General features: G+C 65.2%; 30 protein-coding genes and 1 tRNA gene. 22 read left to right on the forward strand and 9 right to left on the reverse strand.

Features of this window, described 5'->3' with window-relative positions:
• The first annotated feature begins 11 nt into the window (after window positions 1-11).
• The 9 genes from hisF (at window position 12) to ACZ7GB_RS03245 (ending at window position 7,618) form a co-directional block, all read left to right on the forward strand.
• A complete protein-coding gene (hisF, locus tag ACZ7GB_RS03205; RefSeq protein ID WP_078603953.1) occupies window positions 12-773 on the forward strand; it encodes an imidazole glycerol phosphate synthase subunit HisF in 762 nt (253 codons plus the stop codon).
• Window positions 770-1,081, forward strand: a complete 312-nt coding sequence (locus tag ACZ7GB_RS03210) for a phosphoribosyl-ATP diphosphatase (RefSeq protein ID WP_078519676.1) — start codon at window positions 770-772, stop codon at window positions 1,079-1,081. The genes hisF and ACZ7GB_RS03210 overlap by 4 nt, the downstream gene beginning before the upstream one ends.
• 183 nt (window positions 1,082-1,264) lie before the next feature.
• Window positions 1,265-2,296 (forward strand): NADP-dependent oxidoreductase, encoded by a 1,032-nt coding sequence (locus ACZ7GB_RS03215; protein ID WP_083079170.1) that lies wholly within the window; start codon window positions 1,265-1,267, stop codon window positions 2,294-2,296.
• A 72-nt stretch (window positions 2,297-2,368) separates the two neighbouring features.
• Complete coding sequence (locus tag ACZ7GB_RS03220) at window positions 2,369-2,812, forward strand: tellurite resistance TerB family protein (RefSeq protein WP_472157904.1); 444 nt, start codon at window positions 2,369-2,371, stop codon at window positions 2,810-2,812.
• 163 nt (window positions 2,813-2,975) lie between these two features.
• The gene (locus ACZ7GB_RS03225) at window positions 2,976-3,770 is read left to right on the forward strand and encodes an ABC transporter ATP-binding protein (protein ID WP_078519679.1); all 795 of its coding nucleotides are present in this window, start codon (window positions 2,976-2,978) and stop codon (window positions 3,768-3,770) included.
• Window positions 3,771-3,802: 32 nt separating this feature from the next.
• Window positions 3,803-4,525, forward strand: a complete 723-nt coding sequence (locus ACZ7GB_RS03230) for a transporter substrate-binding domain-containing protein (RefSeq protein WP_078569472.1) — start codon at window positions 3,803-3,805, stop codon at window positions 4,523-4,525.
• Window positions 4,526-4,580: 55 nt separating this feature from the next.
• Window positions 4,581-5,459: an ABC transporter permease subunit gene (locus ACZ7GB_RS03235; RefSeq protein WP_134331838.1), complete on the forward strand. Its 879-nt coding sequence runs from the start codon at window positions 4,581-4,583 to the stop codon at window positions 5,457-5,459.
• Window positions 5,456-6,283, forward strand: coding sequence for an ABC transporter permease (locus ACZ7GB_RS03240; RefSeq protein ID WP_078519682.1), 828 nt, complete (start codon window positions 5,456-5,458; stop codon window positions 6,281-6,283). The genes ACZ7GB_RS03235 and ACZ7GB_RS03240 overlap by 4 nt, the downstream gene beginning before the upstream one ends.
• Window positions 6,284-6,286: 3 nt before the next feature.
• The gene (locus ACZ7GB_RS03245; RefSeq protein WP_098410336.1) at window positions 6,287-7,618 is read left to right on the forward strand and encodes a glutamine synthetase family protein; all 1,332 of its coding nucleotides are present in this window, start codon (window positions 6,287-6,289) and stop codon (window positions 7,616-7,618) included.
• Between the two features lie 94 nt (window positions 7,619-7,712).
• Here ACZ7GB_RS03245 and ACZ7GB_RS03250 read toward each other — a convergent pair whose 3' ends face one another.
• The 5 genes from ACZ7GB_RS03250 to ACZ7GB_RS03270 form a co-directional block, all read right to left on the reverse strand.
• Window positions 7,713-9,020: an MATE family efflux transporter gene (locus ACZ7GB_RS03250; RefSeq protein WP_472157633.1), complete on the reverse strand. Its 1,308-nt coding sequence runs from the start codon at window positions 9,018-9,020 to the stop codon at window positions 7,713-7,715.
• Entirely contained in the window at window positions 9,013-9,537 is a 525-nt protein-coding gene (locus ACZ7GB_RS03255; protein WP_075776152.1) for a PaaI family thioesterase, read from the reverse strand. Before ACZ7GB_RS03255 ends, ACZ7GB_RS03250 begins: the two co-directional genes overlap by 8 nt.
• Window positions 9,534-9,992, reverse strand: a complete 459-nt coding sequence (locus tag ACZ7GB_RS03260) for a PaaI family thioesterase (RefSeq protein WP_078599480.1) — start codon at window positions 9,990-9,992, stop codon at window positions 9,534-9,536. Before ACZ7GB_RS03260 ends, ACZ7GB_RS03255 begins: the two co-directional genes overlap by 4 nt.
• Before the next feature lie 65 nt (window positions 9,993-10,057).
• Window positions 10,058-10,333, reverse strand: coding sequence for a peptidase (locus tag ACZ7GB_RS03265; RefSeq protein ID WP_078599481.1), 276 nt, complete (start codon window positions 10,331-10,333; stop codon window positions 10,058-10,060).
• A gap of 105 nt (window positions 10,334-10,438) precedes the next feature.
• Window positions 10,439-10,888, reverse strand: coding sequence for a nucleoside deaminase (locus ACZ7GB_RS03270; RefSeq protein WP_472157634.1), 450 nt, complete (start codon window positions 10,886-10,888; stop codon window positions 10,439-10,441).
• 123 nt (window positions 10,889-11,011) lie between these two features.
• Between ACZ7GB_RS03270 and ACZ7GB_RS03275 the strand changes: the two genes are divergently transcribed.
• From ACZ7GB_RS03275 to ACZ7GB_RS03300, 6 genes are all read left to right on the forward strand, one after another.
• Complete coding sequence (locus tag ACZ7GB_RS03275) at window positions 11,012-12,667, forward strand: pseudouridine synthase (protein WP_472157635.1); 1,656 nt, start codon at window positions 11,012-11,014, stop codon at window positions 12,665-12,667.
• Window positions 12,668-12,920: 253 nt separating this feature from the next.
• On the forward strand, window positions 12,921-13,832 hold the full coding sequence (locus ACZ7GB_RS03280; protein WP_472157636.1) for a 5-bromo-4-chloroindolyl phosphate hydrolysis family protein: 912 nt from the start codon (window positions 12,921-12,923) through the stop codon (window positions 13,830-13,832).
• A 61-nt stretch (window positions 13,833-13,893) separates the two neighbouring features.
• Window positions 13,894-15,072 (forward strand): toxic anion resistance protein, encoded by a 1,179-nt coding sequence (locus tag ACZ7GB_RS03285; protein ID WP_078519690.1) that lies wholly within the window; start codon window positions 13,894-13,896, stop codon window positions 15,070-15,072.
• A gap of 5 nt (window positions 15,073-15,077) precedes the next feature.
• Window positions 15,078-16,037, forward strand: a complete 960-nt coding sequence (locus ACZ7GB_RS03290; protein ID WP_472157905.1) for a DUF2927 domain-containing protein — start codon at window positions 15,078-15,080, stop codon at window positions 16,035-16,037.
• A gap of 22 nt (window positions 16,038-16,059) precedes the next feature.
• Window positions 16,060-17,184, forward strand: coding sequence for an SPFH domain-containing protein (locus ACZ7GB_RS03295; RefSeq protein WP_472157637.1), 1,125 nt, complete (start codon window positions 16,060-16,062; stop codon window positions 17,182-17,184).
• A gap of 4 nt (window positions 17,185-17,188) precedes the next feature.
• Window positions 17,189-18,322, forward strand: a complete 1,134-nt coding sequence (locus tag ACZ7GB_RS03300; protein ID WP_244176542.1) for a TFIIB-type zinc ribbon-containing protein — start codon at window positions 17,189-17,191, stop codon at window positions 18,320-18,322.
• Window positions 18,323-18,327: 5 nt separating this feature from the next.
• Here ACZ7GB_RS03300 and ACZ7GB_RS03305 read toward each other — a convergent pair whose 3' ends face one another.
• A complete protein-coding gene (locus ACZ7GB_RS03305; RefSeq protein WP_472157638.1) occupies window positions 18,328-18,504 on the reverse strand; it encodes a hypothetical protein in 177 nt (58 codons plus the stop codon).
• A 68-nt stretch (window positions 18,505-18,572) separates the two neighbouring features.
• Between ACZ7GB_RS03305 and ACZ7GB_RS03310 the strand changes: the two genes are divergently transcribed.
• The 7 genes from ACZ7GB_RS03310 (at window position 18,573) to ACZ7GB_RS03340 (ending at window position 23,256) form a co-directional block, all read left to right on the forward strand.
• Window positions 18,573-19,025: a thioredoxin domain-containing protein gene (locus ACZ7GB_RS03310; RefSeq protein WP_472157639.1), complete on the forward strand. Its 453-nt coding sequence runs from the start codon at window positions 18,573-18,575 to the stop codon at window positions 19,023-19,025.
• 87 nt (window positions 19,026-19,112) lie between these two features.
• Window positions 19,113-19,188 (forward strand) — tRNA-Ala (locus ACZ7GB_RS03315).
• A 284-nt stretch (window positions 19,189-19,472) separates the two neighbouring features.
• On the forward strand, window positions 19,473-19,976 hold the full coding sequence (locus tag ACZ7GB_RS03320) for a type III secretion system chaperone family protein (RefSeq protein ID WP_078519694.1): 504 nt from the start codon (window positions 19,473-19,475) through the stop codon (window positions 19,974-19,976).
• A gap of 27 nt (window positions 19,977-20,003) precedes the next feature.
• On the forward strand, window positions 20,004-20,816 hold the full coding sequence (proC, locus tag ACZ7GB_RS03325; RefSeq protein WP_347430650.1) for a pyrroline-5-carboxylate reductase: 813 nt from the start codon (window positions 20,004-20,006) through the stop codon (window positions 20,814-20,816).
• Window positions 20,813-21,148 (forward strand): tRNA-binding protein, encoded by a 336-nt coding sequence (locus ACZ7GB_RS03330; protein WP_078546182.1) that lies wholly within the window; start codon window positions 20,813-20,815, stop codon window positions 21,146-21,148. The genes proC and ACZ7GB_RS03330 overlap by 4 nt, the downstream gene beginning before the upstream one ends.
• Window positions 21,148-22,095 carry a 2-hydroxyacid dehydrogenase gene (locus ACZ7GB_RS03335; protein WP_472157640.1) on the forward strand — a complete coding sequence of 316 codons (948 nt, stop codon included), beginning with the start codon at window positions 21,148-21,150 and terminating at the stop codon, window positions 22,093-22,095. The genes ACZ7GB_RS03330 and ACZ7GB_RS03335 overlap by 1 nt, the downstream gene beginning before the upstream one ends.
• A 42-nt stretch (window positions 22,096-22,137) precedes the next feature.
• A complete protein-coding gene (locus ACZ7GB_RS03340) occupies window positions 22,138-23,256 on the forward strand; it encodes a beta-ketoacyl-ACP synthase III (RefSeq protein ID WP_078519698.1) in 1,119 nt (372 codons plus the stop codon).
• Window positions 23,257-23,259: 3 nt separating this feature from the next.
• On the opposite strand, the gene ACZ7GB_RS03345 is transcribed toward ACZ7GB_RS03340, so the two are convergent.
• The 3 genes from ACZ7GB_RS03345 to ACZ7GB_RS03355 are packed head-to-tail and all read right to left on the reverse strand — an operon-like array spanning window position 23,260 to window position 25,262.
• A complete protein-coding gene (locus ACZ7GB_RS03345; RefSeq protein WP_078539757.1) occupies window positions 23,260-23,841 on the reverse strand; it encodes a thymidine kinase in 582 nt (193 codons plus the stop codon).
• A gap of 51 nt (window positions 23,842-23,892) precedes the next feature.
• The gene (gene dtd, locus ACZ7GB_RS03350) at window positions 23,893-24,342 is read right to left on the reverse strand and encodes a D-aminoacyl-tRNA deacylase (protein WP_472157641.1); all 450 of its coding nucleotides are present in this window, start codon (window positions 24,340-24,342) and stop codon (window positions 23,893-23,895) included.
• Window positions 24,339-25,262 (reverse strand): carbohydrate kinase family protein, encoded by a 924-nt coding sequence (locus ACZ7GB_RS03355; protein WP_472157642.1) that lies wholly within the window; start codon window positions 25,260-25,262, stop codon window positions 24,339-24,341. Before ACZ7GB_RS03355 ends, dtd begins: the two co-directional genes overlap by 4 nt.
• Window positions 25,263-25,271 lie beyond the last annotated feature (9 nt).

Below are 25,271 nucleotides of genomic sequence, written 5' to 3' on the forward strand. Positions count from 1 at the left end.
GAGCGCCGCCCATGCTGAAGACCCGCATCATTCCCTGTCTCGACGTCGCCGACGGTCGCGTCGTGAAAGGCGTCAATTTCGTGAACCTGATCGACGCGGGCGACCCGGTCGAGGCCGCCAAGGCCTATGACGCGGCCGGCGCCGACGAGCTGTGCTTCCTCGACATCCACGCGACGCACGAAAACCGCGGCACCATGTTTGATCTGGTGACCCGCACCGCCGAGCAGTGTTTCATGCCGCTCACCGTGGGCGGCGGTGTGCGCACGCATGAGGACGTGCGCGCGCTGCTGCTGGCCGGGGCCGACAAGGTCTCGTTCAACTCCGCCGCCGTGGCCGATCCGAACGTCATTACCGAGGCCGCCGACCGTTTCGGCAGCCAGTGCATCGTCTGCGCGATCGACGCCAAGACCGTGGAGCCGGGCCGCTGGGAGATCTTCACCCATGGCGGGCGCAAGCCCACCGGGATCGACGCGGTGGAATTCGCGCGCACCGTGACTGCGAAGGGCGCGGGGGAAATCCTGCTGACCTCAATGGATCGCGACGGCACCCGCGCGGGCTTCAATCTGGAGCTGACGAAGGCGATCTCGGACGCGGTCGACGTGCCGGTGATTGCCTCCGGCGGCGTCGGCAATCTCGATCATCTGGTGGAAGGCGTGACCAAGGGCGGGGCTTCGGCCGTTCTCGCCGCCTCGATCTTCCACTTCGGCGAATACACGATCCGCGAGGCCAAGGAATACATGGCCGCCGCGGGCATTCCGATGAGGCTGCAATGAGCATTCTGGACCAACTCGCCGCGACCATCGAGAGCCGCAAGGGCGCCGATCCCGACACGTCGTGGACCGCGAAACTGCTGGCCAAGGGCCCGGAGAAATGCGCCGAGAAATTCGGTGAGGAAGCGGTGGAAGCGATCATCGCCGCAGCGAAGAACGACCGCGAGAACCTGACCTATGAGGCGGCGGATGTGCTCTATCACCTCTTGGTGATGCTGGCGGCGCGCGACGTGAAGCTGGCCGATGTGCTGGCCGAACTGGAGCGCCGCGAAGGGACGTCCGGCATCGCCGAGAAAGCGGCCCGCAGCTAAGGGGCGCTGCCCCTCTGCCTTACGGCATTCACCCCGGGATATTTTCCAAGAGCGAAGGGGCGGCCCGTGCCTGCCTTCGCTCTTGCCGAAATATCCCGGGGGTGAGGGCGAAGCCCGAGGGGGCAGCGCCCCCTTTCCCCGCGCGAACCGCGTGCTAGCTGGCCTCTCAAACAGGAGGCTTTCATGGCACAGACCACCGACACCAACCGCAAGATCATCCTCGCCGAGCGCCCGAAAGGCGCGCCGAACGAGAACACGCTGAAACTCGAGACCGAGGCCGTGCCACAGGCGGGCAAGGGTGAAATGCTGCTGCGCACCGTCTATCTGTCGCTCGACCCCTATATGCGCGGGCGGATGTCGGATGCGAAATCCTACGCAACCCCGGTCGAGATCGGCGGCGTGATGACCGGTCAGGTCGTGGCCGAGGTGATGGAGAGCGATGTCGCGGGCTTCTCGAAGGGCGATTATGTGCTCTCGCCCTCGGGCTGGCAGGACTTCTTCGTCTCGGATGGCACGCAGGTGCTCAATCTCGGGCCGGAGCCGGAGAACCCGAGCTGGGCCTTGGGCATTCTGGGGATGCCGGGCTACACGGCCTATGCGGGCCTGCTGAAGATCGGCGAGCCGAAGCCGGGTGAGACGGTCGTGGTTGCCGCCGCCTCCGGACCGGTGGGCGCGACGGTCGGCCAGATCGCCAAGATCAAGGGCTGCCGCGTCGTCGGCGTCGCAGGCGGGGCAGAGAAATGCGCCCATGTCACCGACACGCTGGGGTTTGACGCCTGCATCGACCACCGCGCCGAGGATTTCGCCGAGCAACTGGCCGCAGCCTGCCCGGACGGGATCGACGTCTATTTCGAGAATGTCGGCGGCAAGGTGCTCTACGGCGTGCTGCCGCTTCTCAACCCCTTCGCGCGGATGCCGGTCTGCGGCATGGTCGCGTGGTATAACCTGCAAGGCCTGCCCGAGGGGCCCGATCACGGCCCGCAGATCCTTTCGACGATCTTGCGCATGAAGGTGAAGGTGCAGGGCTTCATCATCTTCGACAGCTTCCCGATCGAGCTCTATCAGGAATTCTCCGAAGCGATGACCGGCTGGCTGAAAGAGGGCAAGGTTCAGTACAAGGAGCAGGTGGTGGAAGGCCTCGAAGCCGCGCCGCAGGGGCTCTATGACCTGCTGGAAGGCCGCAATTTCGGCAAGATGGTCGTGAAAGTCGGCTAAAAGCGAGGCACGCGCGCAGGGCTTTCGCATCCGTGACTTGCCCTGCGCCGCGCATCGCTTATCTCTATGCCTATGTTTGGACGCCTCTTCGATATGCTCAACGATCCCGCCCCCGATCCGATGGAGGGGGCCGATCGCGAATTGGCGCTGGCGGCACTTCTGGTGCGGCTCGCGCGGTCGGATGAAAACTATACCGAAGAGGAGAAAACCCGGATCGACCGGGTTCTCGCTCAGCGCAACGGGCTCTCGGGCTTCGAGGCGACCGAGATGCGCAAGCGCGCCGAAGAGGTCGAGGCGGGCGCGCCCGACACGGTCCGCTTCACCCGCGCGCTGAAAGACAAGGTCGCCTATGAGGACCGCACCGGCGTGATCGAGGCGCTGTGGGACGTGGCGCTGGCCGATGGCGTGCGCGATGCCCATGAGGATGCGTTGATACGCCTCGCGGCGAAGCTTCTGGGCGTCAACGACGTCGATTCGGCGGTGGCGCGGCAACGCGTCGAGGCCCGCCGCACCTGAATTCGACGGGCAAGGCAGCGCGGGGCGCGACCGCTCCGCGCCCATTTTTTCCTCAGATGCTCGTGATTTCGGCCCCTTCCCCATCGTCAACCGGGCAGACGCAGTTGCATTCACCGGTCAAATCGCGCCAGATTGCGCGGATGGACAAAGAGAAGCTGCCTGCGTGACCCGAAACGAGCCTGCGCCCAAAGACGCGCCCGTCATCGAAATCCGTGACCTTTACAAGAGCTACGGCTCGCTCGAGGTGCTAAAAGGCGTCTCGATCACCGCGCCACGCGGCCATGTGGTGTCGTTGATCGGCTCCTCCGGCTCGGGCAAATCGACGCTCCTGCGATGCTGCAACCTGCTTGAAGACAGCCAGAAGGGCGATGTGATCTTCGAAGGCGAGTCTGTGCATTGGCGTGGCGAGGGGCTCAATCGTCGCCCTGCCGACCGCGCGCAGGTCACCCGGTTCCGCACGAACCTGTCGATGGTGTTCCAGCAGTTCAATCTCTGGGCGCACATGACGATCCTGCAGAACGTGATGGAAGCGCCGGTGACGGTGCTGGGCCGCGACAAGGCAGAGGTCGAACCGCTGGCGCGCCAGTTGCTCGACAAGGTCGGCATCGGCGACAAATGCGACGCCTGGCCCGCGCAGCTCTCGGGCGGCCAGCAGCAGCGCGCGGCGATCGCGCGGGCGCTGTGCATGGAGCCCAAGGCGCTTCTCTTCGACGAGCCCACCTCGGCGCTCGACCCGGAATTGCAGCAAGAGGTGGTGAAGGTCATCAAGGACCTCGCCGCCGAACACCGCACCATGATCCTCGTCACCCACGACATGCGACTGGCGCGTGACGTCTCCGACCACGTCGTCTTCCTGCATCAGGGCAAGATCGAGGAAGAGGGCCCGCCAGAGGCTCTGTTCGGCGCGCCGAAATCGACGCGCCTGCAACAATTCCTGTCGGCCACCGCGCCGGCGTGAACCAACCCAAGAATTAACAACGGGGAACCAAAATGAAAAAACTGATCCTGACCGCTGCCATCCTCGGCCTTTCGGCCGGCGTCGCCGCGGCACAGACCGTCCGCATGGGCACCGAGGGCGCCTACCCTCCCTACAACTTCATCGACGATAACGGTGAAGTCGCGGGCTTCGAGCGCGAACTCGGCGACAAGCTCTGCGAGATGGAGAGCCTCGACTGCACCTGGGTCACCAATGACTGGGATTCGATCATCCCGAACCTGCTCTCGGGCAACTACGACACGATCATGGCTGGCATGTCGATCACCGCTGAGCGTGAGAAGACCATCGATTTCACCCAGGCCTATTACCCGCCGGCGGCCTCGTCCTACATGGCGATGGACCCGGGCGCGGATCTCAAGGGCGGCGTGATCGCGGCACAGACCGGCACCATTCAGGCGGCGCATGTCGCTGAAACCGGCGCGACGCTGGCCGAATACGCGACCCTCGACGACACGATCGCCGCCGTGAAGAACGGTGAGGCCGACGCGGTCTTCGCCGACAAGGACGCGCTCAAGCCCTTCGCGGGCCAGGACAACATGGAATTCGTGGGCGACGACGTGCAGCTCGGCAAAGGCATCGGCATCGGCCTGCGCAAGTCCGACACCGAGCTGAAGGACAAGTTCAACGACGGCATTTCCAAGCTGAAAGCCGATGGCACGCTCAACGAACTGCTTAAGAAGTATTTCGGCGACGACGCCCTGACCTTCAAGAACTGATCCAGAAAACGAGGCCGGGGCGGTATGAGCCGCTCCGGTCCCGACCGAAAGTCCGATGTTCGAAAGCTGTTCCGATCCCTCTGCCCTTCACGGGCTTGGCTGGCTGCTCTGCTACCTGACCACGGGTAAGCAGATCATGTTCTATGGCTCGTTCGGCATCGTGCTGATCCTGCTGGCCGTGACCGCGCCGGTGGCGCTGATCTTCGGCTTCGGCGGGGCACTCGCCGCCCGGTCGAGCGCCGCCCCGCTGCGCCTTCTCGGACGCGGCTACATCGCGATGGTGCGCGGTGTGCCCGATATCATCTTCTTCCTTTTCGTGCCGATCGCGATGGACCAGGGCCTCGAATACCTGAAGTCACGCGCGGTCTGCCCCGATCCCGGCCCGGCCTGGACGGGTAACGAATTCCACGTCTGTGCCTCCGCGAAAATCCCGCTCGGCACGGCCCCGCAATTCTATCACGAGGCCTATGGCTTCGCGCTGGCCGTGGTGGCCTTCTCCATCGTCTATGGCGCCTTCGCCGCCAACGTGCTGTTCGGCGCGATGCAGGCGGTGCCGCGCGCGCAGCTTGAGACCGCCGAGGCTTACGGCATGACCCGCGCGCAGGTGAACCGTCGGGTGCTGATCCCGCAGATGTGGGCCTATGCGATCCCCGGTCTGTCGAACCTCTGGATGATCCTCATCAAGGCAACGCCGCTGCTGTTCCTTCTGGGCATCGAAGACATCGTCTATTGGGCGCGCGAACTGGGCGCGACCAAGTCGAGCATCTACGCCTATCCGCATCCCGACTGGCGCCTCTATTACTTCCTCGTGCTGCTGGTCTTCTATCTGGTGATGACCAAGCTCTCCGAGATCGTGCTGGCCCGCATCAACCGCCGCCTCGCCTTCGGGCAGGCCACGGCTGCTGGTGAAGCGCTGAGAAAGGCGGACGCATGAGCTGCATTCAGACCATCGCGGATTACGGGCTGCGCTCCGTGGGCATCGGCGAGCGACTGCTGCCGCGCTCCGATTTCACGATGTGCCAGCAATTCACCCTGATCGGCTCGGGGATGATCTGGAACCTCTATTTCGGCATTCTCGCGCTGCTGGCCGGGTTCTTCCTCGCCACGACGCTCGCGGTGGCGAAGAACTCCGATCGCGCGATCTTCCGCAAACCGGCCGAATGGTTCATCTTCCTGTTCCGCGGCTCGCCCCTCTTCATCCAGTTCTTCCTCGCCTACGAGGCCTTCGCGATGCTGCCCCGTGCGGGCTTCCCGATCCTCGGCATCACGGTCGCGACGGACTGGATCACGCGGGCCTGGGCAGGCGCGCTGATCGTGCTGTTCTTCAACACCTCTGCCTATGCCGCCGAGATCTTCTACGGCGCGCTGCGCTCCGTGCCGAAAGGCGACATGGAAGCCGCGGACGCATACGGCATGACCGGCTGGACCAAGTTCCGCCGTGTGACATGGCCGACGATGCTCCGGCTCGGCTGGCCCTCCTACACCAACGAGGCGATCTTCCTGTTCCACGCCACCACGCTCGTGTTCTTCTCGGGCTTCCCGGCGTTCCGGCAGGAGGGCGACGCGCTCTATTACGCGAAGTATTTCGCGGACAAGACCTTCAATCCCTTCATCCCCTACCCGATCGCGGCGTTCTACTTCATTCTGCTCACGCTCTGCGTCATCGCGGTCTTCGGGGTGATCAACCGCCGCCTGAACCGCCATCTGCCGCAGGAAAGCCGTAAGCGCTTTCGGTTCAGGCCGCAGATTATCAGGTGACACATGAACTGGCTGCACGACCATCCCGACGTTCGCACGATCCGCGTGGCGGCGGCCGATCTCAACGGGGTGGCGCGCGGCAAGCGCCTGCCAGCCCGCTTCGCCGATAAGGTCTTCACCGAAGGGACGCGCTTTCCCTATTCGGTGATGAATCTCGACATCTGGGGCGAAGATGTCGAAGACAGCCCGCTTGTCTTCGAATCCGGCGATGCCGACGGGCTTCTGATGCCGACCGAGCGGGGCTTCCTGCCGATGCCGTGGCTCTCGGCGCCGACCGCGCTGCTGCCGATCTGGATGTTCCATATGGACGGCAAGCCCTATGCGGGCGACCCCCGGCAGGCGCTGGCGCGCGTGGTGGAACGCTACAAGGCGCTGGGGCTGACCCCGGTGGTCGCAACCGAGCTGGAATTCTTCCTGATCGACGACAGCGGCAAGACGCTGCGCGTGCCGCCCTCGCCCCGCTCGGGCAAACGCCGCACCGGCGGTGAGGTGCTGAGCTTGCGCGCGCTCGACGCGTTCGACATCTTCTTCAGCCAGCTCTACGACGCCTGCGAGGCGATGGATATTCCCGCCGATACCGCGATCTCCGAAGCGGGTCCGGGGCAGTTCGAGATCAACCTTTCGCACCAGCCCGACCCGCTGAAAGCCGCCGATGACAGCTGGCTGTTCAAGATGCTGGTGAAAGGTCTGGCGCGCGCGCATGGCTTCGCCGCGTCCTTCATGGCGAAACCCTACGACGAATGGCCCGGCAACGGGATGCATATGCATTTCTCGGTGCTCGATGCCGAGGGCAACAACATCTTCAACGACGGCACGCCGCAAGGCTCGGACCAGATGCGCCATGCGGTGGCGGGCTGCCTGGCTGCGATGGCGGGCTCGGGCCTGATCTTCGCGCCGCATGAGAACAGCTATGATCGGCTCGTGCCCGACGCCCATGCGCCGACCGGCATCGCCTGGGCCTATGAGAACCGCACCGCGGCACTGCGCATCCCGGCCTCGGGACCGCAGGCGCGGCGGATCGAGCATCGCGTGGCGGGTGGCGACGTAAACCCCTACCTGATGATCGCGGCGATTCTGGGTGCCGCCCTGATCGGGATCGAGGACAAGATGGAAGCGCCCGAGCCGATCAAGGGCAACGCCTATGCGCTCGACCTGCCGCAGATGCCCACCGATTGGGAAGCGGCAATCGACGCCTTCCAGAATTGCGAGATCATGCCGCGCATCTTCGACCGCGACCTGATCACCAATTTCGCCATGACCAAGCGGCAGGAGCTGCATTACATGGCCGAGCTGTCGGATCAGGAGCAGACCGAGCTTTACCTGGATACCGTCTGAAGGGGGCGCTGCCCCCTCGGGCTTCGCCCTCACCCCCGGGATATTTCTCCCAAGGGGAAGGGAGAGGCGGGGCGCAGGCAGAGGGGCAGCGTCCCTACCCGGCTGCCGCTTTCGCCTCGGCCCGGGGATAGAGCCGCGCCATCGTCAAACCGCGCGTGGCGTTGAGGATCATCAGCCCCGCCCAGAGCCCGTGATTGCCGAAAAGCGGGATCAGCACGAAAAGCGCGGCCGTGTAGATCGCGACCGAGATCACCATTGCGTTGCGCATCTCGCGGGTCAGGGTCGCGCCGATGAAGATGCCGTCGAGCATCCAGGCTGGCCCGCCGATCAGCGGCGCGGCGGCGATCCAGATCAGATAGTCGCGCGCCTCGATGCGGACATTCGGGGCGGTGGTCATCAGGTCGATGATCGCAGGGCCTGCAAGCAGGAAAACCGCGCCCAGCACGAGCGCGCCGCCGATCCCCCATTGCGAGGACACGATGCTCGCCCGGCGCAGCCTTGCTGCCGAATGTGCGCCCACCGCTTGGCCCACGAGGCTCTCGGCGGAGAAGGCGAACCCGTCCAGCGCGAAGGCGGTAATCTGCAGGAATTGCAGCAACACCTGATTGGCCGCGAGCGTCACATCGCCCTGCCCCGCGCCGAGGAACAGAAAGCTGGTGAAGCTCGCCTGCAGCAGGATCGAGCGCAGCATGATGTCGGTATTCACCCGCGCCATCGTCGCCAGTTTCACCCGGTCGAAGATTGCGCGCGCCCGCCACAGGCCGTTTACGAAGGCCGCGCGACACAGCCAAAGCGCCAGCACCACACCGCTAATCTCGGAGATCAGCGTGGCACCGGCGACGCCTTGCACGCCCCAGCCAAGGCCCAGCACGAAGAACAGGTCCAGCCCCACGTTCAGCGCGTTCATCGTCACTTGCAGCAAGAGGACACCGCGCGTGCGCTCCAGCGCGATCAACCATCCGGTGAAAGCGTAGAGCGAGATGGTGAGCGGCGCGCCCCAGATGCGGATCTGCAGATAATCGCGGGCAAGGCGCTCAACCTCGTCGCTCGCCGGGGCAAGCTGGAACGCGGCCCAGAACAGCGGAATTTGCAGCACGATCAGGCTCAGTCCGGCGATGCCTGCAATGATCAGCGCGCGCATCAGCCCGGCAGAGACCTCGCCCGTATCGCCCGTCCCATGCGCCTGGCTCACGAGCCCGGTCGTGCCCATCCGCAGGAAACCGAAGATCCAGTAGAGCGAGGACAGGATTACCGCGCCGATCCCCACCGCGCCAATCGGCGCGGGCAGGCCCAATTGCCCGACGACGGCGGTGTCGACCGCGCCGAGGATCGGGATCGTGGCGTTCGAGAGGACGATGGGCAGCGCGATCTTCAGGACCCGCGCATGGGTGATCTCAGCCATTGGCGGAGGTATCGTCCCGCGCGGGCATCAGGAAATGGCCGGTCGCTTGGGCAAAGATCCGGGTCCGGTTGTCCTGCCACGCCTCGACATGGACGCTGGCATAGCGCCGCCCCGAACGATTAACGCGCGCTCGCGCATAGGCGTCGCGCGGCAGGCCGGAGCGCAGGTAATCCACGGTGAAATCAATCGTCTTGGGCAGCCGCGGCAGGCTCTCGGGCGTGAGCGCGTCGAAATCGATCCGCCCCGCCTCGATATCGTCCCACAGGTAAGACCAGCTGAGTTCGATGATCGCGGTGACCTCGAGAAAGGCCGCTGTCACCCCGCCATGGATCGCGGGCAGCATCGGGTTGCCGATCAGCTTGTCGTCATAGGACAGAACGCCGGTCAGCTCATCGCCGCGCCGGTCGAAACCGATGCCGAGGAACTGCGCGTAAGGAATCCCCTCGACGAGCATCTTGAGCGCGCCGTCTCGGCGCTGCTTGACCTGCTGGACGGGTTCGGGCTTGGGACGGCTCATGCTTGCCCCTCCGATTTGGGTTTTTCGGGGCGCGAGACGGTGAAGGCGCCGGTAGCGGTCGCCACGGGCCGTTCAGCATCCTCGTCATGGGTTGTGGCGCGCACGAAGGCGACCGAACGAGTGACGTGATAGCATTCCGCCCGCGCGGTGATCCGCTGGCCGGGCGTCGCGGGGCGCATGTAATCGATGCGCAGATCAAGCGTCGCGGTGGAGGCCCCGGCCTGCGGATGGCTCATTACGGCGGCGCCTGCGCAGGTATCCATCAGCGCCGAGACCGCGCCGCCATGGATCACGCCGGTGCGCGGATCGCCCACGAAGCGCGTGTCATAGGGCATCGACAGGGTCGCGCAGCCGGGGCGGATCTCGTCCATCTGCATCCCCAGCGCGCGGGAATGCGGGATCGCCTCGATGAACTGGCGCGCCTGTTCGAGTATCTTGTCGTTCTGGTCGCTCATGAAATCATCCCCGAATGTCTTGCGCGACTATCCCCGCTGGCCGACGGGGTTACAAGACCCGCGCCTCAGCCCTGACCCTGCGACACAAGGAAATAGCGTGCGATCCCGTAAAGGTAGAAGCCGGTGAACATGATGTTGAGATATTTCAGCTGACGCTCGGTATGCAGCCAGGCGTGATAGGCCCAGATCATGCAGAACGGCAGGCTGAGAAAGAGATTGAGCGGGTACCAGTTCTGCACGATGGCGATGGTCGAGGCGATGCCGAGGGCCAGTGCGACCCATTTCATCTCTTGCTGATAGGCCGCAAGGCCACCTTCGCGCAGACGCAGTGCCGGACGCATGCCCGCTCCTTCTGACTGATACCAATGTCGGGGATCGCGGCCCTTGGGGCCTGCGATGCGATTGATATGCCACAGGAAAGGGGATCCGTCCAGACGGGCGCGGATCTAGCGGCGCGCGGCGAAGAAATCCTTCAGAAGCGCCTCGGCCTCTGCCGCCCCGATACCGTCGTAGATTTCCGGCACGTGGTGGCTTTGCGGATGCGAAAAGACGCGCGGCCCTTGCGCGACGCCGCCCGATTTCGGATCGGCCGCGCCGTAATAAAGCCGCGCGATCCGGGCCTGAGAGATCGCCGAGGCGCACATCGGGCAGGGCTCGAGCGTGACATAGAGATCATAGCCCGGCAGCCGCTCCGAGCCGATCTGCGCACAAGCCTCGCGCATCGCGAGGATCTCCGCATGGGCAGTCGGATCGCCCAGCTCGCGGGTGCGGTTGCCAGCGGCGGCCACCACCCTACCGTCAGGGGAGACGACGACTGCGCCGACGGGCACCTCGCCGCGCTTGGCCGCCTCGCGCGCCTCTGTCAGCGCCTGTTGCATGAAAGACCGGAATTCCATGGCTCTTCATCGCTTGCAAATCCGCGCTTATCAAGACGCTTCCCACGCGCAGCAGAAAGGTGTAGATCGCCATCTTTCGCGCCCGAGTGACTCGCGCGCCCCCTCCCCTAGAAGGAACCGGACATGACCGACACTCCCGACAACTCCCCCGAAAATTCCGTTTCGAAATCCGCCGACAAATCCGGCGCGAAAGAACGCATCGCCAAGGTGATCGCGCGCTCCGGCGTGGCCTCGCGCCGCGACGCCGAGAAGATGATCCTCGCCGGCAAGGTTGCAGTGAACGGCAAGCAGATCGACTCGCCCGCGCTCGACGTGGCGGCGTCCGACAAGATCACCATCGACGGCAAGCCGATCGACGCGCCGCAGGAAACGCGGCTTTGGCTCTATTACAAGCCGCTGGGTCTGGTCACGACCGAGAAAGACGAACAGGGCCGCCGCACGATTTTCGACGAGATGCCCGAGGGCATGCCGCGCGTGCTGAATGTGGGCCGCCTCGACATCAACTCCGAAGGTCTGCTGCTCTTGACCAATGATGGCGGGTTGAAGCGCCGTCTGGAGCTGCCCGAGACCGGCTGGCTGCGCAAATACCGCGTGCGCGTGAATGGCCGACCGACCGAGCAGTCTTTCGAGCCGCTGCGTCAGGGCATCACCATCGACGGCGAGGAATTCCTGCCGATGGAAGTCTCGCTCGACCGTCAGCAGGGCGCGAATGCGTGGCTGACCGTGGGCATCCGCGAAGGCCGCAACCGCGAAATCCGTCGCGCAATGACCGAGATCGGCTTCCAGGTGAACCGCCTGATCCGGATCAGCTACGGTCCCTTCCGCCTGATGGACATGAAGGCGGGCGACGTGATGGAAGTGAAGCGCAGGATGCTGCGCGATCAGCTTGGCGGTTTGCTCGACGACAAGCCGGTAAGCGGCGAGGCCAAGCCCGAGCGCAAAGAGCGTGGAGATCGTCCCGAGCGCGGCGACCGCAAGGATCGGGGCGACAAGCCGCGCTTCAAGCGGGATCGCGACGACGGCGGGCGTGATGACAAGCCGCGCTTCCGCAAGGATCGTGACGAAGGTGGTCGTGAAGATCGTCCGCGCAAGCCGCGTACGGGCGGCTTCAAATCGCATCGTGACGAGGGCGACCGCGGCGATCGTGGCGATCGGGGGCCGCGCTTCTCGAAGGACCGGGGCGACCGTCCGGATCGCGGGCCGCGTGGCGACAAGCCGCGCTTCAACCGCGACCGCGACGAGGGTGGTCGTGACGACAAACCGCGTTTCCGCAAGGATCGCGAAGAGGGCGGCCGCGAGGATCGTCCGTTCCGCGACGGGCCGCGCAAGCCGCGCACCGGTGGGTTCAAGTCGCATCGTGATGAAGGCGAGCGCGGCGACCGGGGTCCGCGTTTCTCGAAAGATCGTGGCGACCGCCCCGATCGTGGGCCGCGCGGCGACAAGCCTAGCTTCAACCGCGACCGCGATGACCGCTCCTCGGGCGGGAAATTCGGCGGCAAGCCCAGCGGGAAGTTCGGCGACAAGGCCCGCTTCAACCGGGATCGCGACGAAGGTGGCCGTGACGACCGTGGCGGCGACAAGCCCCGCTCGGGCGGCTTCAAATCGCATGGCGGAAAGCCGGGCGGCAAGCCGCGCTCGGGCGGGTTCAAATCCCACGGCGACGCGCGCGGCGACCGGCCCGCACGCTCCGGCGGCTTCAAGTCGCATTCGGGCAAACCGGGCGGGAAGCCCGGTGGCAAGCCCTTCGGTGGCAAGCCGCGCGGTGGCAATCGCGACTGACCGGCGAAAACGCGCTTTGAGAGAGGGGAAAACCGCCATGGTTTTCCCCTCTTCTTTTTCCTCGGCGGGTTTACGCGAATTTCACACCGTCTCTCTGGCATAGACCCGCCAGCCTGCTTATAAATTCCCCTGAGGACGTCGAAATTCGCGTCCGATGGCAGGGGCTGGCGATGTCGCGCGAGGCGCAAAAGAGAATCGCTTTCTGGCTGATGATCGCGCTGACGCTGTCGGTCGCGCTCACCGGGAGCGTATGATGGCTCAACGCTATGGCGGAAAATACTCGCCCCAAGGCCCGACCAGCGGGCCCGACCTGCACGATCCCCGCAGCGTGCCGCCCCATCGTCGTCCCGATGCCCGCCACCCCGAGGAAGGCCGTCCGTTCTGGATCGTGGCCGCCGCCCTGCCCTTCCTGCTGGGCGCCTTCGGCGAAGGCCCCTTCGCACTGGCCCGCGCACTTGGCGCCTTCGCCCTGATCGCAGGCGCCGCCTGGACGATCCGCGAGGGGCTGCGGGCCGAATTCGCCTATGTCGCGCGCAGCTCGGCCAAGCGCCCGGCCTTCCCGCGGAAAATTCTGGGTTCCGTCGCCTATGGTCTGGGTCTCGCACTGGGCGCACAGGCCCCCGAACTGGGCGTGATCGGCGCGGCCGGGATCGGGGCTATCGGCACGGTGGTCTCGCTCGTAGCCTTCGGTCTCGATCCGCTGAAAGACAAGGGGATGGAGGGCGTCGACGAATTTCAGCAAGAGCGCGTCGCTCGCGTGGTCAAGGAAGGCGAGGCCTATCTGGCGGAGATGCGCAAGGCCATCGCCCCCTCGGGCGAGCGTGTGCTGATCACCCGCGTCGAGCAATTCGCCACCACCGCGCGCGATCTGTTCCGCGCGGTCGAGGAAGATCCCGGCGATCTGGCTCAAGCGCGGCGCTACATGACCGTTTATCTGGAGGGCGCGCGCGACGCGACGATCAAGTTCGCCGATCTGTGGCGCAACACGCGCGATCACAAGGCGCGCGACGATTACGCGGCGCTGCTCGATGATCTGGAGGCGAATTTCACCGCCCGCACCCGCAAGATGCTGGAAGATGGCCGCGAGGGGCTGGAGATCGAGATCGACGTGCTGCGCGACCGGCTGGCGCGCGAAGGGGTCGTGACGACGACCCGCGAGAATTGACGAAGCGTGAGTTGATGAGTGACACCGGGAACTGCCCCGACAGGCGCAAGGAGGCCCTGAGATGACCGAGACGACCCGCCAAAAGGCAACCGAGCTGATGACCGAAGTGGAAGGTGTCAGCGGTTCGCTGCTGCCCGAGCCGGGCCCGGCAGAGGCGGTGACGCCGCTCGATCAGGCCCCGCCCGAGACCGCCGAGGAAATCCGCAAGCGCATGGCCGAGCTGGACATGGGCGACTCGAATTCGATCGTGCAGTTCGGCTCGCGCGCGCAGGTCGATCTGCAATCGATCAGCCAGGAGATGCTCTCGGGCGTCAAGAACAAGGATGTCGGCCCCGCCGGAGACAGCCTGCGCCAGATCGTCACCACGATCCGCGGCTTCTCGGTCTCGGAACTCGACGTGCGCCGCAAGCGGAGCTGGTGGGAAAAGCTGCTGGGCCGCGCCGCACCTTTCGGCAACTTCATCGCCCGATTCGAAGAGGTGCAGGGTCAGATCGACCGCGTCACCGACGAGTTGCTGAGCCACGAGCACAAGTTGCTCAAGGACATCAAATCGCTCGATATGCTCTACGACAAGACGCTTCATTTCTATGACGAGCTCGCGCTCTACATCGCGGCGGGCGAGGAAAAGCTGGCCCAGCTCGACCGGGAGGAAATCCCCGCGAAAGAGGCGGCGATGGAAGCCGCGTCCGAGGATCAGAAAGTGCTCAAGGCGCAGGAAATCCGCGACCTGCGCGCAGCCCGCGACGATCTGGAGCGCCGAGTGCATGATCTGAAACTGACCCGTCAGGTGACGATGCAGTCGCTGCCCTCGATCCGGCTGGTTCAGGAAAACGACAAGAGCCTCGTGACCAAGATCAACTCGACGCTGGTGAACACCGTGCCGCTGTGGGAGACCCAACTGGCGCAGGCGGTCACGATCCAACGCTCGCGCGAGGCGGCGGGCGCTGTGCGCGAGGCCAATGATCTGACCAACGAGCTTCTGAAATCGAATGCCAAGAACCTGCGCGAAGCCAATGCCGAGATCCGCACCGAGATGGAGCGCGGTGTCTTCGATATCGAGGCGGTGAAGGCGGCGAATGCCGATCTGGTCGCGACGATCGAGGATTCTTTGCGTATCGCGGATGAGGGCAAGCGCAAGCGCGCCGCGGCAGAGCATGATCTGGTGGAGATGGAAGACAAGCTGCGCGACACCCTGTCGGCGGCGAAATCCTCCGCACAGGCTGGCGGAGCTGCGGGATGACACGGATGCGTGCGGCCTTTCCGGTTCTTGCAGGGCTGGCGGCGCTGGCCCTTTCGGCCTGCGCGCCGGGCTTGGGCGGCTCGCCGCTCGCACCGGACAAGACCGCGCGCCCGCCCAGCGCACCGGCCGATCTCGATCGCTCGAACGCCACCAAGCAAAGCGCACTCTCGCGGGAGATGTCAGCCTATTTCGCCAAGACCGCCGCCGAGATGGAAAGCCGCGGGCAGCTGCGCACCGATGTCGCGCCGCGCGATGCGCCGTTCAACCAGCGGCAACTGGTGCAGGACTTCGTCCATATCGCGCTTTACGACGAATACGCGGCGCAGGGCGGCGGGTTCGTCGCGCGTCAGACGCCCTCGCGCCTGCGGCGCTGGGACAAGCCGGTGCGGATGGATATCGACTTCGGCGCCTCGATCCCCAAGGCCGACCGCGCCTCGGATATCGCCGAAGTGCGCGCCTATGCGGGCAAGCTCGCGCGGGCCTCGCGCCATCCGGTCAGCGTGGTGAACCACGGCGGCAATTTCCATGTCCTGTTCCTCAACGAGGACGAGCGCCGGGCGATCGGTCCGCGCCTGCGCCAATTGGTGCCGGGGATCGATGACAGCTCGGTCGAGGCGATCACCAATCTGCCGCTCTCGACCTATTGCGTGGTCTTCGCCTTCTCGCAGGGCGACAGTCCGATCTATACCGACGCCGTCGCGGTGATCCGGGGCGAACACCCGCCCGAACTGCGCACCAGCTGTATCCATGAGGAACTGGCCCAGGGGCTTGGCCTCGCCAATGACTATCCGCGCGCGCGGCCCTCGATCTTCAACGATGACGAGGAATTCTCGCTGCTGACCAAGCATGACGAGTTGCTGCTGCAGATGCTTTACGACCCGCGCCTGACGCCCGGCATGACCGAACGCGAGGCCCGCCCGATCGTCACCACCATCGCCTCCGAATTGCTGGGCGGCGCAAGCTGAGAACCAAGAAGGAACCGCACCCATGGGCATTCTCGATTTCCTCTCCGGCGAATTCATCGACGTCATCGGCTGGACCGACGACACCCGCGACACGATGGTCTGGCGGTTCGAGCGCGAGGGTCACGCGATCAAATACGGCGCGAAGCTGACCGTGCGCGAAGGTCAGGCCGCAGTCTTCGTCCATGAGGGGCAGCTGGCCGATATCTTCGGGCCCGGGCTCTATATGCTCGAAACCAACAACCTTCCCATTCTGACGACGCTTCAGCACTGGGATCACGGGTTCAAATCGCCCTTCCAGTCCGAGATCTATTTCGTCAACACCACCCGGTTCAACGACCTCAAATGGGGCACGAAGAACCCGGTCATGGCGCGCGATCCGGAATTCGGCCCGGTGCGCATCAGAGCCTTCGGCACTTATTCGATGCGCGTCACCGATCCGGGCAAGTTCCTGACCGAGATCGTCGGCACCGATGGCGAGTTCACCTCTGACGAGATCAGCTACCAGCTGCGCAACGTGATCGTGCAGGAGTTCTCGCGCGCTATTGCCAGCTCGGGCATCCCGATCCTGGACATGGCCGCGAACACCGCCGACATGGGCAAGCTGATCACCAAGGCGATCGCGCCCACCATCGCGAATTACGGGCTAGAGCTGCCCGAGTTCTACATCGAGAACGTCTCGCTGCCCGAGGCGGTGGAGGCGGTTCTCGACAAGCGCACCTCGATGGGGATCGTGGGCGACCTGAACAAATACATGCAATACAATGCCGCCGAGGCGATGGGCCAGCCGGGCTCGGGGGCCTCCGCCGGGATGGGCGCCGCGATGGGCGCGGGCATGGGCGCCGGGATGGGCATGGCGATGGGCCAGCAGATGGGTCCGTGGGGGCAGATGGCCCAGCAACCCGCCGCCGCGCCGCCGCCCCCTCCCCCGCCGCCGGTCGAGAAGGTCTGGCATCTCGCGGTCAACGGCCAGACGCAGGGGCCCTTCGGGCGCGGGCACCTGGGGCGTATGGTCTCGGAGGGCTCGCTCACCCGCGACAGCCTCGTCTGGACGCCGGGTCAGAACGGCTGGATGCGCGCCGAGGACGTGACCGAACTGGCGCAGCTCTTCACCATCGCACCGCCGCCGCCCCCGCCTGCTGCGAGCTGATCCAATGCTGGGTTTCCCGAAAGTGGGGCGGAGCGCGGCTGCCGCCCCTGCCGACCCACGCGGCGAGAGCCACTATCACTGCGAAAGCTGCGGCGCCGATCTGCGCTTCGCGCCGGGCCAGACGCGGCTCGTCTGCGATCATTGCGGCCATGTGCAGGACATTCCCTCCGCCACCGGGCGCGGAGAGGCGCGCTTGCGGGAATTGCCGCTCGACGATGCGCTGACCCGTGAATTGCCCGCGCAGGAGATGGAGGAGCACCGCACCGTCTCCTGTCCCAATTGCGGCGCCTCGATCGAGTTGCAAAACGGCGAGCACGCGACCGAATGCCCGTTCTGCGCGACGCCCGTGGTGGTCGATACCGGCACGACGCGGCTGATCAAGCCGCAAGGGGTGCTGCCCTTCCAGCTGACCGAGGATCAGGCGCGCGCGGCGCTCTCGAAATGGCTCGGTTCGCTCTGGTTCGCGCCTAACGGGCTGTCGCAATATGCCCGCAAGGGGCGGCGCATGACCGGCATCTACGCGCCCTTCTGGACCTTCGACGCCGCGACCCGCACGCGCTATTCCGGCCAGCGCGGCGACGCCTATTACGTCACGCGCACGGTGCAGACCGACAAAGGCCCCCGCACCGAGCAGGTCCGCCGCATCCGCTGGACGCCGGTCTCGGGTCAGGTGGCGCGCGATTTCGACGATGTGGTGATCTACGCCGCGCGCTCACTCCCGCCCGATTACGTGCAGGCGCTGCGCCCGTGGGACCTGACGGCGCTCGAACCCTACCGCCGTGATTACCTCGCGGGCTTCACCGCCGAGGGCTACACGGTGCAACTGCAGGAAGGCCACCATGCCGCGCAGGCCGAGATGATCCGCGTCATCCAGACCGACATTCGCCGCGATATCGGCGGCGACGAGCAGCGGATAGGCGCGATGGACCCGCAGTTCTCGGCCGAGACCTTCAAGCACATCCTGCTGCCGATCTGGACCGCCGCCTACAAGTTCCGTGGCCGCTCCTACCGCTTCGTCGTGAACGCCCAGACGGGCCGCGTGCGCGGGGATCGCCCGTGGTCTGCGTGGAAGATCGCGCTGGCGGTGCTCGCTGCGGTGATCGTCGGGGGGACGCTCTTCTACCTGAAGAGCCGCTGAGCGGGTCAGCCCTTCGCTAGGTCATCCACCCCGAAGGCGATGCCCTGCGGGGCGAGCCATTCTGCGAAGCGCGCGATCTTCTCGTCGAGCGAACAGGTATTGGTTTGCCGCGCCATCTCGATGTCATAGGCGGCGCGAAGGTCCATCTGGCGTTCGGGGCTCAGCTCTTTCCAGCGCGTCATGTCGTCTCCTTGCAAAGCCGAAGTGGGTTCCCGATATATCTTGCAACCCAATGTAAAGGAGGGGTGACATGACCCAATCCTCTCAAAGCTACCGTGTGACCTGCCTCGATTGCGGGCAGGCCAACCGCATTCCCGCCGAGAAGCTGGGTGCGAATCCGAAATGCGGCACCTGCGGCGGCTGGCTCGTCTCGCACAAGGTGACCGAAGTCGACTTCGAGACGCTCGCCAAGGCCGAGAAGGACGATCTGCCGCTGCTGGTCGATTTCTGGGCGCCGTGGTGCGGCCCGTGCAAGGCGATGGCGCCGCAGTTCAACATGGCCGCCGAGAAGCTGACACCGCATGTGCGGCTGGCGAAGATCAACACGCAGGTGAACCCCACCGCGACCCAACGCTACCGGATTCAGGGCATTCCCGCCTTCATCCTGTTCGCCAAGGGCCGCGAGGTCGCCCGCGCCGCAGGGGCCCGCCCGGCAGGCGATCTGGTCAATTTCGTGAAGTCGAAAATCTCGGTGCCCGCATAACACGGATCATGCGGAAATTTTCGTGCGCGGCGCGGGCGGGTCGCTTGACAAAGCCCGCGCCTTGCGCGAAATACCACGCCACGGTTCGGGGCCTTAGCTCAGCTGGGAGAGCGCGTCGTTCGCAATGACGAGGTCAGGGGTTCGATCCCCCTAGGCTCCACCAAACCGCTTCAAAAAGCGCCCGATCTTCGGGCGCTTTTTGCGTTTCCAAACAATCTCAAATGCTTAGCGTGTAGCAATCCGCAATCCGCCCCGCGTTGTGGATGAACTATCCCCAGATTTCGTGGGGGCCACCCGGCTTATCCACCAGAAATTGCTTTACACAATAGCAACCTGCCTACACGATATCTTGTAGGGACAGGCGGCTGCTACCGCCGTTCCTTGTAAAGCCGACAAGCCCTAGGGGAGCTGCACCCCGGGCATCTAAAAAGGCAGGGGGATACGAGCATGGCACTGAGCGAAGACTATCTGTACGCCGAAGAACTCCACCCGATCGACATCGTCGAGACGCTGGCCGAAGCCCATGAATGGGAATTCGACCGGGTCACCGATGACCAGATCGCAATGGCGGTCGAGGGTCAGTGGCGGACCTACTCGATCACCCTCGCCTGGTCGCCGATGGACGAAACCCTGCGGCTGATCTGCACCTTCGAGATGGACCCGCCGCCGGCCCGCGAAGGCGCGCTTTACGAGCTTCTCAACCGCATCAACGACCGGGTCTGGACCGGCGCCTTCACCTTCTGGCCCGATCAGCGGTTGATGGTCTGGCGGCACGGGCTGGTGCTCTCGGGCGGGCAGCTGCCCGGGCCGGAGCAGATCGACCGTCTGATCGGCGCGGCTGTCGTGTCCTCCGAGCGGTTCTACCCGGCCTTCCAGCTGGCGACCTGGGGCGAGCGCGATCCCGAAGACGCGATGCAGGTGGCCATTGCGGAGGCCTACGGGCGCGCCTAATCTCCCCCCGAACCAAAAGGGGGAAGCATGAGCTTTGACAAGATTTCCGACCGCGGCCTCGTCATTCTGGGCTGCGGACGCATGGGCGGCGCGATCCTTCAGGGGCTGTTGAAGGGCGGTCTGCCCGCAGCCTCGGTCTGGGTGGTCGATCCGAATCCGTCCGACTGGCTGAAAGAGTCCGGCGTGAATCTCAACGCCGATCTGCCCGCGAATCCGGCTGTCGTTCTGGTCGCGGTGAAGCCGCAGATGATGGCCGACGCGCTGCCGCAACTCTCGGCCATGGCCGAGGGCGATACGCTGTTTGTCACCGTCGCCGCCGGGATCACCATCGAGGGCTACGAGAAGATGCTGGGCACGCAGGCCCGGCTGGTGCGCGCGATGCCCAACACGCCTGCCGCGATCGGCCGTGGCGTGACCGCGATCGTCGGCAATCCGAACGCGACTGGGGACGATCTGGACACAGCGGATGCGCTGATGACCGGCGTCGGTCAGGTCGTGCGGCTCGACGATGAGGAACAGATGAACGCCGTGATCGGCGTCTCCGGCTCAGGCCCGGCTTACGTCTTCCACCTGATCGAGGTGATGGCGGCGGCGGGCGAGGCCGAGGGGCTCGACCCCGATCTGGCGCTACGGCTTGCCAAGGCGACCGTCGGCGGCGCGGGGCAACTGGCCGAGGATAGCGACGAGAGCCCTTCGAAACTGCGCGAGAACGTGACCTCTCCCGGCGGGACGACGGCGGCGGCGCTGGAGGTTCTGATGGACCCCGAGACCGGCATGCCACCCCTGATGCGCAAAGCGGTCGCCGCGAATATCGCGCGCAACCGGGAGCTGGGGAAATGACCATCTCCTTCGACGACTTCATGAAGGTCGACATTCGCTGTGGGCGGATCACGCAGGCCGAGCCCTTCCCCGAGGCGCGCAAGCCCGCGATCAAGCTCTGGGTCGATTACGGCCCGGAGATCGGCGTGAAGAAAAGTTCCGCCCAGATCACGGTGCATTACGCTCCCGAGGAGCTGGTCGGCAAGCTGGTCTTCGGCGTGGTCAACTTCCCGCCGCGCCAGATCGGGCCATTCATGTCCGAGGCGCTCGTGCTGGGCGTGCCGGACGCGGCTGGCGAGGTCGTGCTGCTGACGCCCGACAAGGACGTGCCGATCGGCGGGAGGATGTTCTGATGAAGCTCCTCGTGACCCGCAAGCTGACCGACGAAGTCGAGGCCCGTGTGGCGAAGGAATTCGACGTGACCTTCCGCAACGGGGCCGCGCCGATGACCGAAGATGAGACGCGCGCGGCGCTGGCCGAATACGATGCGCTTCTTGTGACCTTGGGCGACAAGGTGACGGCAGCGGCCTTCGAGGGCAGCCCGCGCGCGAAGATCGTGGCCAACTTCGGGGTCGGCTATAACCATATCGACGTGGGTGCCGCCGAGGCGAAGGGCATCACGGTGACGAACACGCCGGGCGCCGTGACCGATGCCACCGCCGATATCGCGACGATGCTGATCCTGATGAGCGCGCGACGTGCCTCGGCGGGCGAGCGCTTCGTGCGGCGCGGCGAGTGGACCGGCTGGACGCCGACGCAATTCCTTGGTCAGCATGTCTCGGGCAAGAAGGTCGGCATCATCGGTCTGGGCCGCATCGGCACCGCGATCGCGAAACGCTGCCATTTCGGCTTCGGTATGGAGGTGGCTTACACCAAGCGCACCCCCGTCGATCCGGGCTTCCCCGCGACGCATCTAAGCCAGGACGAGCTGCTCGCGACTTCGGATTTCGTCGTGATCGCGGTGCCCGCAAGCCCGGCCACGCATCACCTGATCGGCGCGGCGGAGATCGCGAAGATGCAGCCGCACGCGCATCTGATCAACATCGCGCGCGGCGATATCGTCGACGAGGCGGCACTGGTGGCCGCAATGCAGGGCAATGCGATCGCGGGCGCGGGTCTCGACGTCTATGAGCGCGAGCCTTATGTGCCGGAAGCCCTGCGCGAGATGGATAACGTTACGTTGCTTCCGCATCTCGGCACCGCCGCTCTTGAGGTGCGTGACGACATGGGCCACATGGCGGTCGACAATCTCATCGCCTTTCGTGACGGCAACACGCCGCCCAATCGCGTGTCGTCTTGACCTTTCACCTCCTTGGCGGGAGGCTCTGCCAAGGAGGATCCGATGCATCAAGCCGTCATTACCGGGACCGGGGTCTATACGCCGGAACACGTCATCACGAATGCCGAACTGGTCGAGGCATTCAACGCCTATGCCGATCTGTTCAACGCCGAGAACGCAGAGGCCATCGCCGCGGGCGAGATCGAGGCCAAGCCGCATAGCTCGGTCGAGTTCATACTTAAAGCCTCCGGGATCGAGCAGCGCTACGTGATGGACAAGGAAGGCGTGCTGGATCCGACGCGCATGTATCCGCGCCTGCGCCAGCGCTCGGATGACGAGCCGGGCATCATGGCGGAAATCGCGCTCGATGCCTGCAACAAGGCGCTGGCGCAGGCCGGGCGTAAAGGCGAGGACATAGACCTCGTGATCTGCGCGGCCTCGAATATGGAGCGCGCCTACCCGGCCGTCGCGATCGAAATCCAGAAGCTTCTCGGCGCGGGCGGGTTCGCTTTCGATATGAACGTCGCCTGTTCCTCGGCCACTTTCGGCATTCAGGCCGCCGCCGACATGATCCGCACGGGCTCCGTGCGGCGCGCGCTGGTCGTGAACCCCGAGATCACCTCGGGCCACCTCGAATGGCGCGACCGCGACTGCCATTTCATCTTCGGCGATGTGGCCACCGCGACGCTGATCGAACGGCGCGAGGATGCGCCGCATGGCTTCCTGATCCGCTCCACCCGTTGCGCGACGGAGTTTTCCAATAACATCCGCAATAACAATGGCTTCCTGCGCCGCACCCGCCCCGATGGCGTGGCCGATCGCCGCGACATGCAGTTCATGCAAGAGGGTCGGAAGGTCTTCAAGGAAGTGATGCCGATGGTCGCGCAGCACATCCTCGGCCATCTCGCCGACGCGGAGGTGAAGCCCGAGGATCTGCACCGCCTCTGGCTGCATCAGGCCAACAAGACGATGAACGACTTCGTGGGGAAAAAGGTCTTGGGCCGCGATCCCGAGCCGGGCGAGCAGCCCAATATCCTGCAGGATTACGCCAACACGTCCTCCGCCGGGTCGATCATCGCGTTTTCGAAATATTCGGACGATTTCAAACCGGGCGAGATCGGGCTGATCTGTTCCTTCGGGGCGGGCTATTCGGTGGGCTCGGTCGTTCTCGAGAAGATCTGAGGCTTACGCCTCGCCCATCGCTTTGCGCCAGTGGCGGCGGCAGAGGCTGACATAGGTCTCGTTGCCGCCGATCTGCACCTGATCGCCATCACGCAGCGCCTGTCCGTCCGGGCCCATCCGCACCACCATCGTGGCCTTCTTGCCGCAATGGCAGATCGTGCGGACTTCGCGCATCTCGTCGGCCAGCGCCAGCAGCGCCGCCGAGCCGGGGAACAGCTTGCCCTGAAAATCCACCCGCAGCCCGTAGCACATCACCGGCACGCGCAGGTCATCGACCGCGCGGGCGATCTGCCAGACCTGAGTCTCGGTCAGGAACTGCGCCTCGTCCACGAAGATGCAGGCGCAGGGACCCTCGGCCAGCCGCGCCTCGATCAGCGCGAACATGTCGGTCTCTTCGGAGAAACAGGCCGCCTCCGCACCGATTCCGATCCGGCTCGCGATGCGCCCGTCGCCCGCACGATTGTCGAGCCGCGCGGTCACGAGGAAGGTCTCCATGCCGCGTTCGATATAGTTGTGGGAGGCTTGCAAGAGGATCGTGCTCTTGCCCGCGTTCATCGTGGAATAATGGAAGTAGAGCTTGGCCATGGCCTGCAATAGCCCGCGATTTTCAGGGGAGCAAGACTGCCCACGCGACGCTCAGGGACGGTCGGCGCTGTCCATCCAGATCGTGACCGGCCCGTCATTCAGAAGCGCCACTTTCATATCCGCGCCGAACACGCCGGTCTGGACCGGCAGGCCCAGAGATTCGAGGTGACGGGCGAAATGCTGATACAGCCGATCGCCCTCTTGGGGCGGGGCGGCTGCAGAGAAACCGGGGCGGTTGCCGCGCGAGGTGTCAGCCGCCAGCGTGAACTGGCTGACCACAAGACAGGCGCCGCCGATGTCACCCACCGCGCGGTTCATCTTGCCCGCCTCGTCCTTGAAGATGCGCAGCTTCGAGACCCGCTCGGCCAGTTTCTCGGCCACTTTCTCGTCATCGCCCTGCATCGCGCAGCACAGGATCAGGAGGCCTGGCCCGATCTCGGAGATGCGCTTGCCGTCGACGGTGACCGAGGCCTCGGAGACCCGCTGGATCAGCGCCCTCATGCCAGTTCGTCCGCCCAGGGCGGGTTGGCCCCTGCCCGGCTGACGACCACCGCAGCGGCGGCCACGCCCAGTTTCAGGCAGTCGGAGATCAGCTCTTCCTCCGCCCCTGCGAGCCTGCGCTTGTCGAGAGCATCCGCGCGGTCCAGCGCGGCCAGAACGCCCGAGTTGAACGTGTCGCCCGCGCCGACCGTGTCAATGACCTCGACCTTGCGCGCCGGAACGAAGACCTCGCAGTGGCTCGAGAAGCCATGGGCGCCGGTCGCGCCTTCGGTGACAAAGACCAGCTTAGGCCCTTTCGCCAGCAGCCCACGCGCCAGATCTGCGATGGTGCCCGGCCCTTCGATCCAGCGCAGATCCTCGTCCGAGACCTTGACGATATCGGCGACAGTGAACATCCGTTCCAGCCGCGCGCGATAGGCCGCCTCGTCGCCGATGAAACCGGGGCGGATATTCGGGTCGATCATGGTCACGCGGTTCTCTGCCTCGCGTAGCATCAGCGCCTCATAGGCCGCACCGCAAGGCTCGACCGGCAGGGAGATGCCGCCGAAGAACATCGCCTTCACCTCTGCCGGGATCTCGGGCATGTCCTCGATCTTCAGCATCCGGCCAGCCGTATTCTCGTCGTAGAAAGCGTAGCTCGCATGGCCGTCGGTTAGCGTCACGAAGGCGAGCGTCGTCGGCCGGTCCGAGCGCACCGCAAGCCCCGCATCGACGCCGCTATCGGACAGCGAGTGGATCAGCATCTTGCCGAACAGGTCTTCGGACAGCCCCGACAGAAACCCCGAGCGCGCACCGAGCCGCCCCAGCGCGATCGCAGTGTTGAACACCGCACCCCCCGGATAGGGCGCAAAGGCCGCCTCGCCTTGCGCGCTCTCGCGCGGGAGCATGTCGATCAGTGCTTCACCACAGCTCAGGATCATCGGGTTTTC

The sequence above is a fragment of the Thioclava sp. PTB-PU3-1 genome (assembly GCF_055666785.1).

Excerpts from the sequence above, each read along its gene's own strand:
- ACZ7GB_RS03215 (WP_083079170.1), top strand. The coding sequence starts at position 1,265 with ATGGCACAGACCACCGACACCAACCGCAAGATCATCCTCGCCGAGCGC.
- ACZ7GB_RS03330 (WP_078546182.1), top strand. The coding sequence starts at position 20,813 with ATGACCATCTCCTTCGACGACTTCATGAAGGTCGACATTCGCTGTGGG.
- ACZ7GB_RS03270 (WP_472157634.1), bottom strand. The coding sequence starts at position 10,888 with ATGGAATTCCGGTCTTTCATGCAACAGGCGCTGACAGAGGCGCGCGAG.
- ACZ7GB_RS03295 (WP_472157637.1), top strand. The coding sequence starts at position 16,060 with ATGGGCATTCTCGATTTCCTCTCCGGCGAATTCATCGACGTCATCGGC.
- ACZ7GB_RS03255 (WP_075776152.1), bottom strand. The coding sequence starts at position 9,537 with ATGAGCCGTCCCAAGCCCGAACCCGTCCAGCAGGTCAAGCAGCGCCGA.
- dtd (WP_472157641.1), bottom strand. The coding sequence starts at position 24,342 with ATGAGGGCGCTGATCCAGCGGGTCTCCGAGGCCTCGGTCACCGTCGAC.
- ACZ7GB_RS03355 (WP_472157642.1), bottom strand. The coding sequence starts at position 25,262 with ATGATCCTGAGCTGTGGTGAAGCACTGATCGACATGCTCCCGCGCGAG.
- ACZ7GB_RS03335 (WP_472157640.1), top strand. The coding sequence starts at position 21,148 with ATGAAGCTCCTCGTGACCCGCAAGCTGACCGACGAAGTCGAGGCCCGT.
- ACZ7GB_RS03290 (WP_472157905.1), top strand. The coding sequence starts at position 15,078 with ATGCGTGCGGCCTTTCCGGTTCTTGCAGGGCTGGCGGCGCTGGCCCTT.
- ACZ7GB_RS03320 (WP_078519694.1), top strand. The coding sequence starts at position 19,473 with ATGGCACTGAGCGAAGACTATCTGTACGCCGAAGAACTCCACCCGATC.
- proC (WP_347430650.1), top strand. The coding sequence starts at position 20,004 with ATGAGCTTTGACAAGATTTCCGACCGCGGCCTCGTCATTCTGGGCTGC.
- ACZ7GB_RS03240 (WP_078519682.1), top strand. The coding sequence starts at position 5,456 with ATGAGCTGCATTCAGACCATCGCGGATTACGGGCTGCGCTCCGTGGGC.
- ACZ7GB_RS03345 (WP_078539757.1), bottom strand. The coding sequence starts at position 23,841 with ATGGCCAAGCTCTACTTCCATTATTCCACGATGAACGCGGGCAAGAGC.
- ACZ7GB_RS03310 (WP_472157639.1), top strand. The coding sequence starts at position 18,573 with ATGACCCAATCCTCTCAAAGCTACCGTGTGACCTGCCTCGATTGCGGG.
- ACZ7GB_RS03245 (WP_098410336.1), top strand. The coding sequence starts at position 6,287 with ATGAACTGGCTGCACGACCATCCCGACGTTCGCACGATCCGCGTGGCG.
- ACZ7GB_RS03230 (WP_078569472.1), top strand. The coding sequence starts at position 3,803 with ATGAAAAAACTGATCCTGACCGCTGCCATCCTCGGCCTTTCGGCCGGC.
- ACZ7GB_RS03250 (WP_472157633.1), bottom strand. The coding sequence starts at position 9,020 with ATGGCTGAGATCACCCATGCGCGGGTCCTGAAGATCGCGCTGCCCATC.
- ACZ7GB_RS03220 (WP_472157904.1), top strand. The coding sequence starts at position 2,369 with ATGTTTGGACGCCTCTTCGATATGCTCAACGATCCCGCCCCCGATCCG.
- ACZ7GB_RS03275 (WP_472157635.1), top strand. The coding sequence starts at position 11,012 with ATGACCGACACTCCCGACAACTCCCCCGAAAATTCCGTTTCGAAATCC.
- ACZ7GB_RS03285 (WP_078519690.1), top strand. The coding sequence starts at position 13,894 with ATGACCGAGACGACCCGCCAAAAGGCAACCGAGCTGATGACCGAAGTG.
- ACZ7GB_RS03235 (WP_134331838.1), top strand. The coding sequence starts at position 4,581 with ATGTTCGAAAGCTGTTCCGATCCCTCTGCCCTTCACGGGCTTGGCTGG.
- ACZ7GB_RS03280 (WP_472157636.1), top strand. The coding sequence starts at position 12,921 with ATGGCTCAACGCTATGGCGGAAAATACTCGCCCCAAGGCCCGACCAGC.
- hisF (WP_078603953.1), top strand. The coding sequence starts at position 12 with ATGCTGAAGACCCGCATCATTCCCTGTCTCGACGTCGCCGACGGTCGC.
- ACZ7GB_RS03340 (WP_078519698.1), top strand. The coding sequence starts at position 22,138 with ATGCATCAAGCCGTCATTACCGGGACCGGGGTCTATACGCCGGAACAC.
- ACZ7GB_RS03210 (WP_078519676.1), top strand. The coding sequence starts at position 770 with ATGAGCATTCTGGACCAACTCGCCGCGACCATCGAGAGCCGCAAGGGC.
- ACZ7GB_RS03305 (WP_472157638.1), bottom strand. The coding sequence starts at position 18,504 with ATGACGCGCTGGAAAGAGCTGAGCCCCGAACGCCAGATGGACCTTCGC.
- ACZ7GB_RS03260 (WP_078599480.1), bottom strand. The coding sequence starts at position 9,992 with ATGAGCGACCAGAACGACAAGATACTCGAACAGGCGCGCCAGTTCATC.
- ACZ7GB_RS03300 (WP_244176542.1), top strand. The coding sequence starts at position 17,189 with ATGCTGGGTTTCCCGAAAGTGGGGCGGAGCGCGGCTGCCGCCCCTGCC.
- ACZ7GB_RS03265 (WP_078599481.1), bottom strand. The coding sequence starts at position 10,333 with ATGCGTCCGGCACTGCGTCTGCGCGAAGGTGGCCTTGCGGCCTATCAG.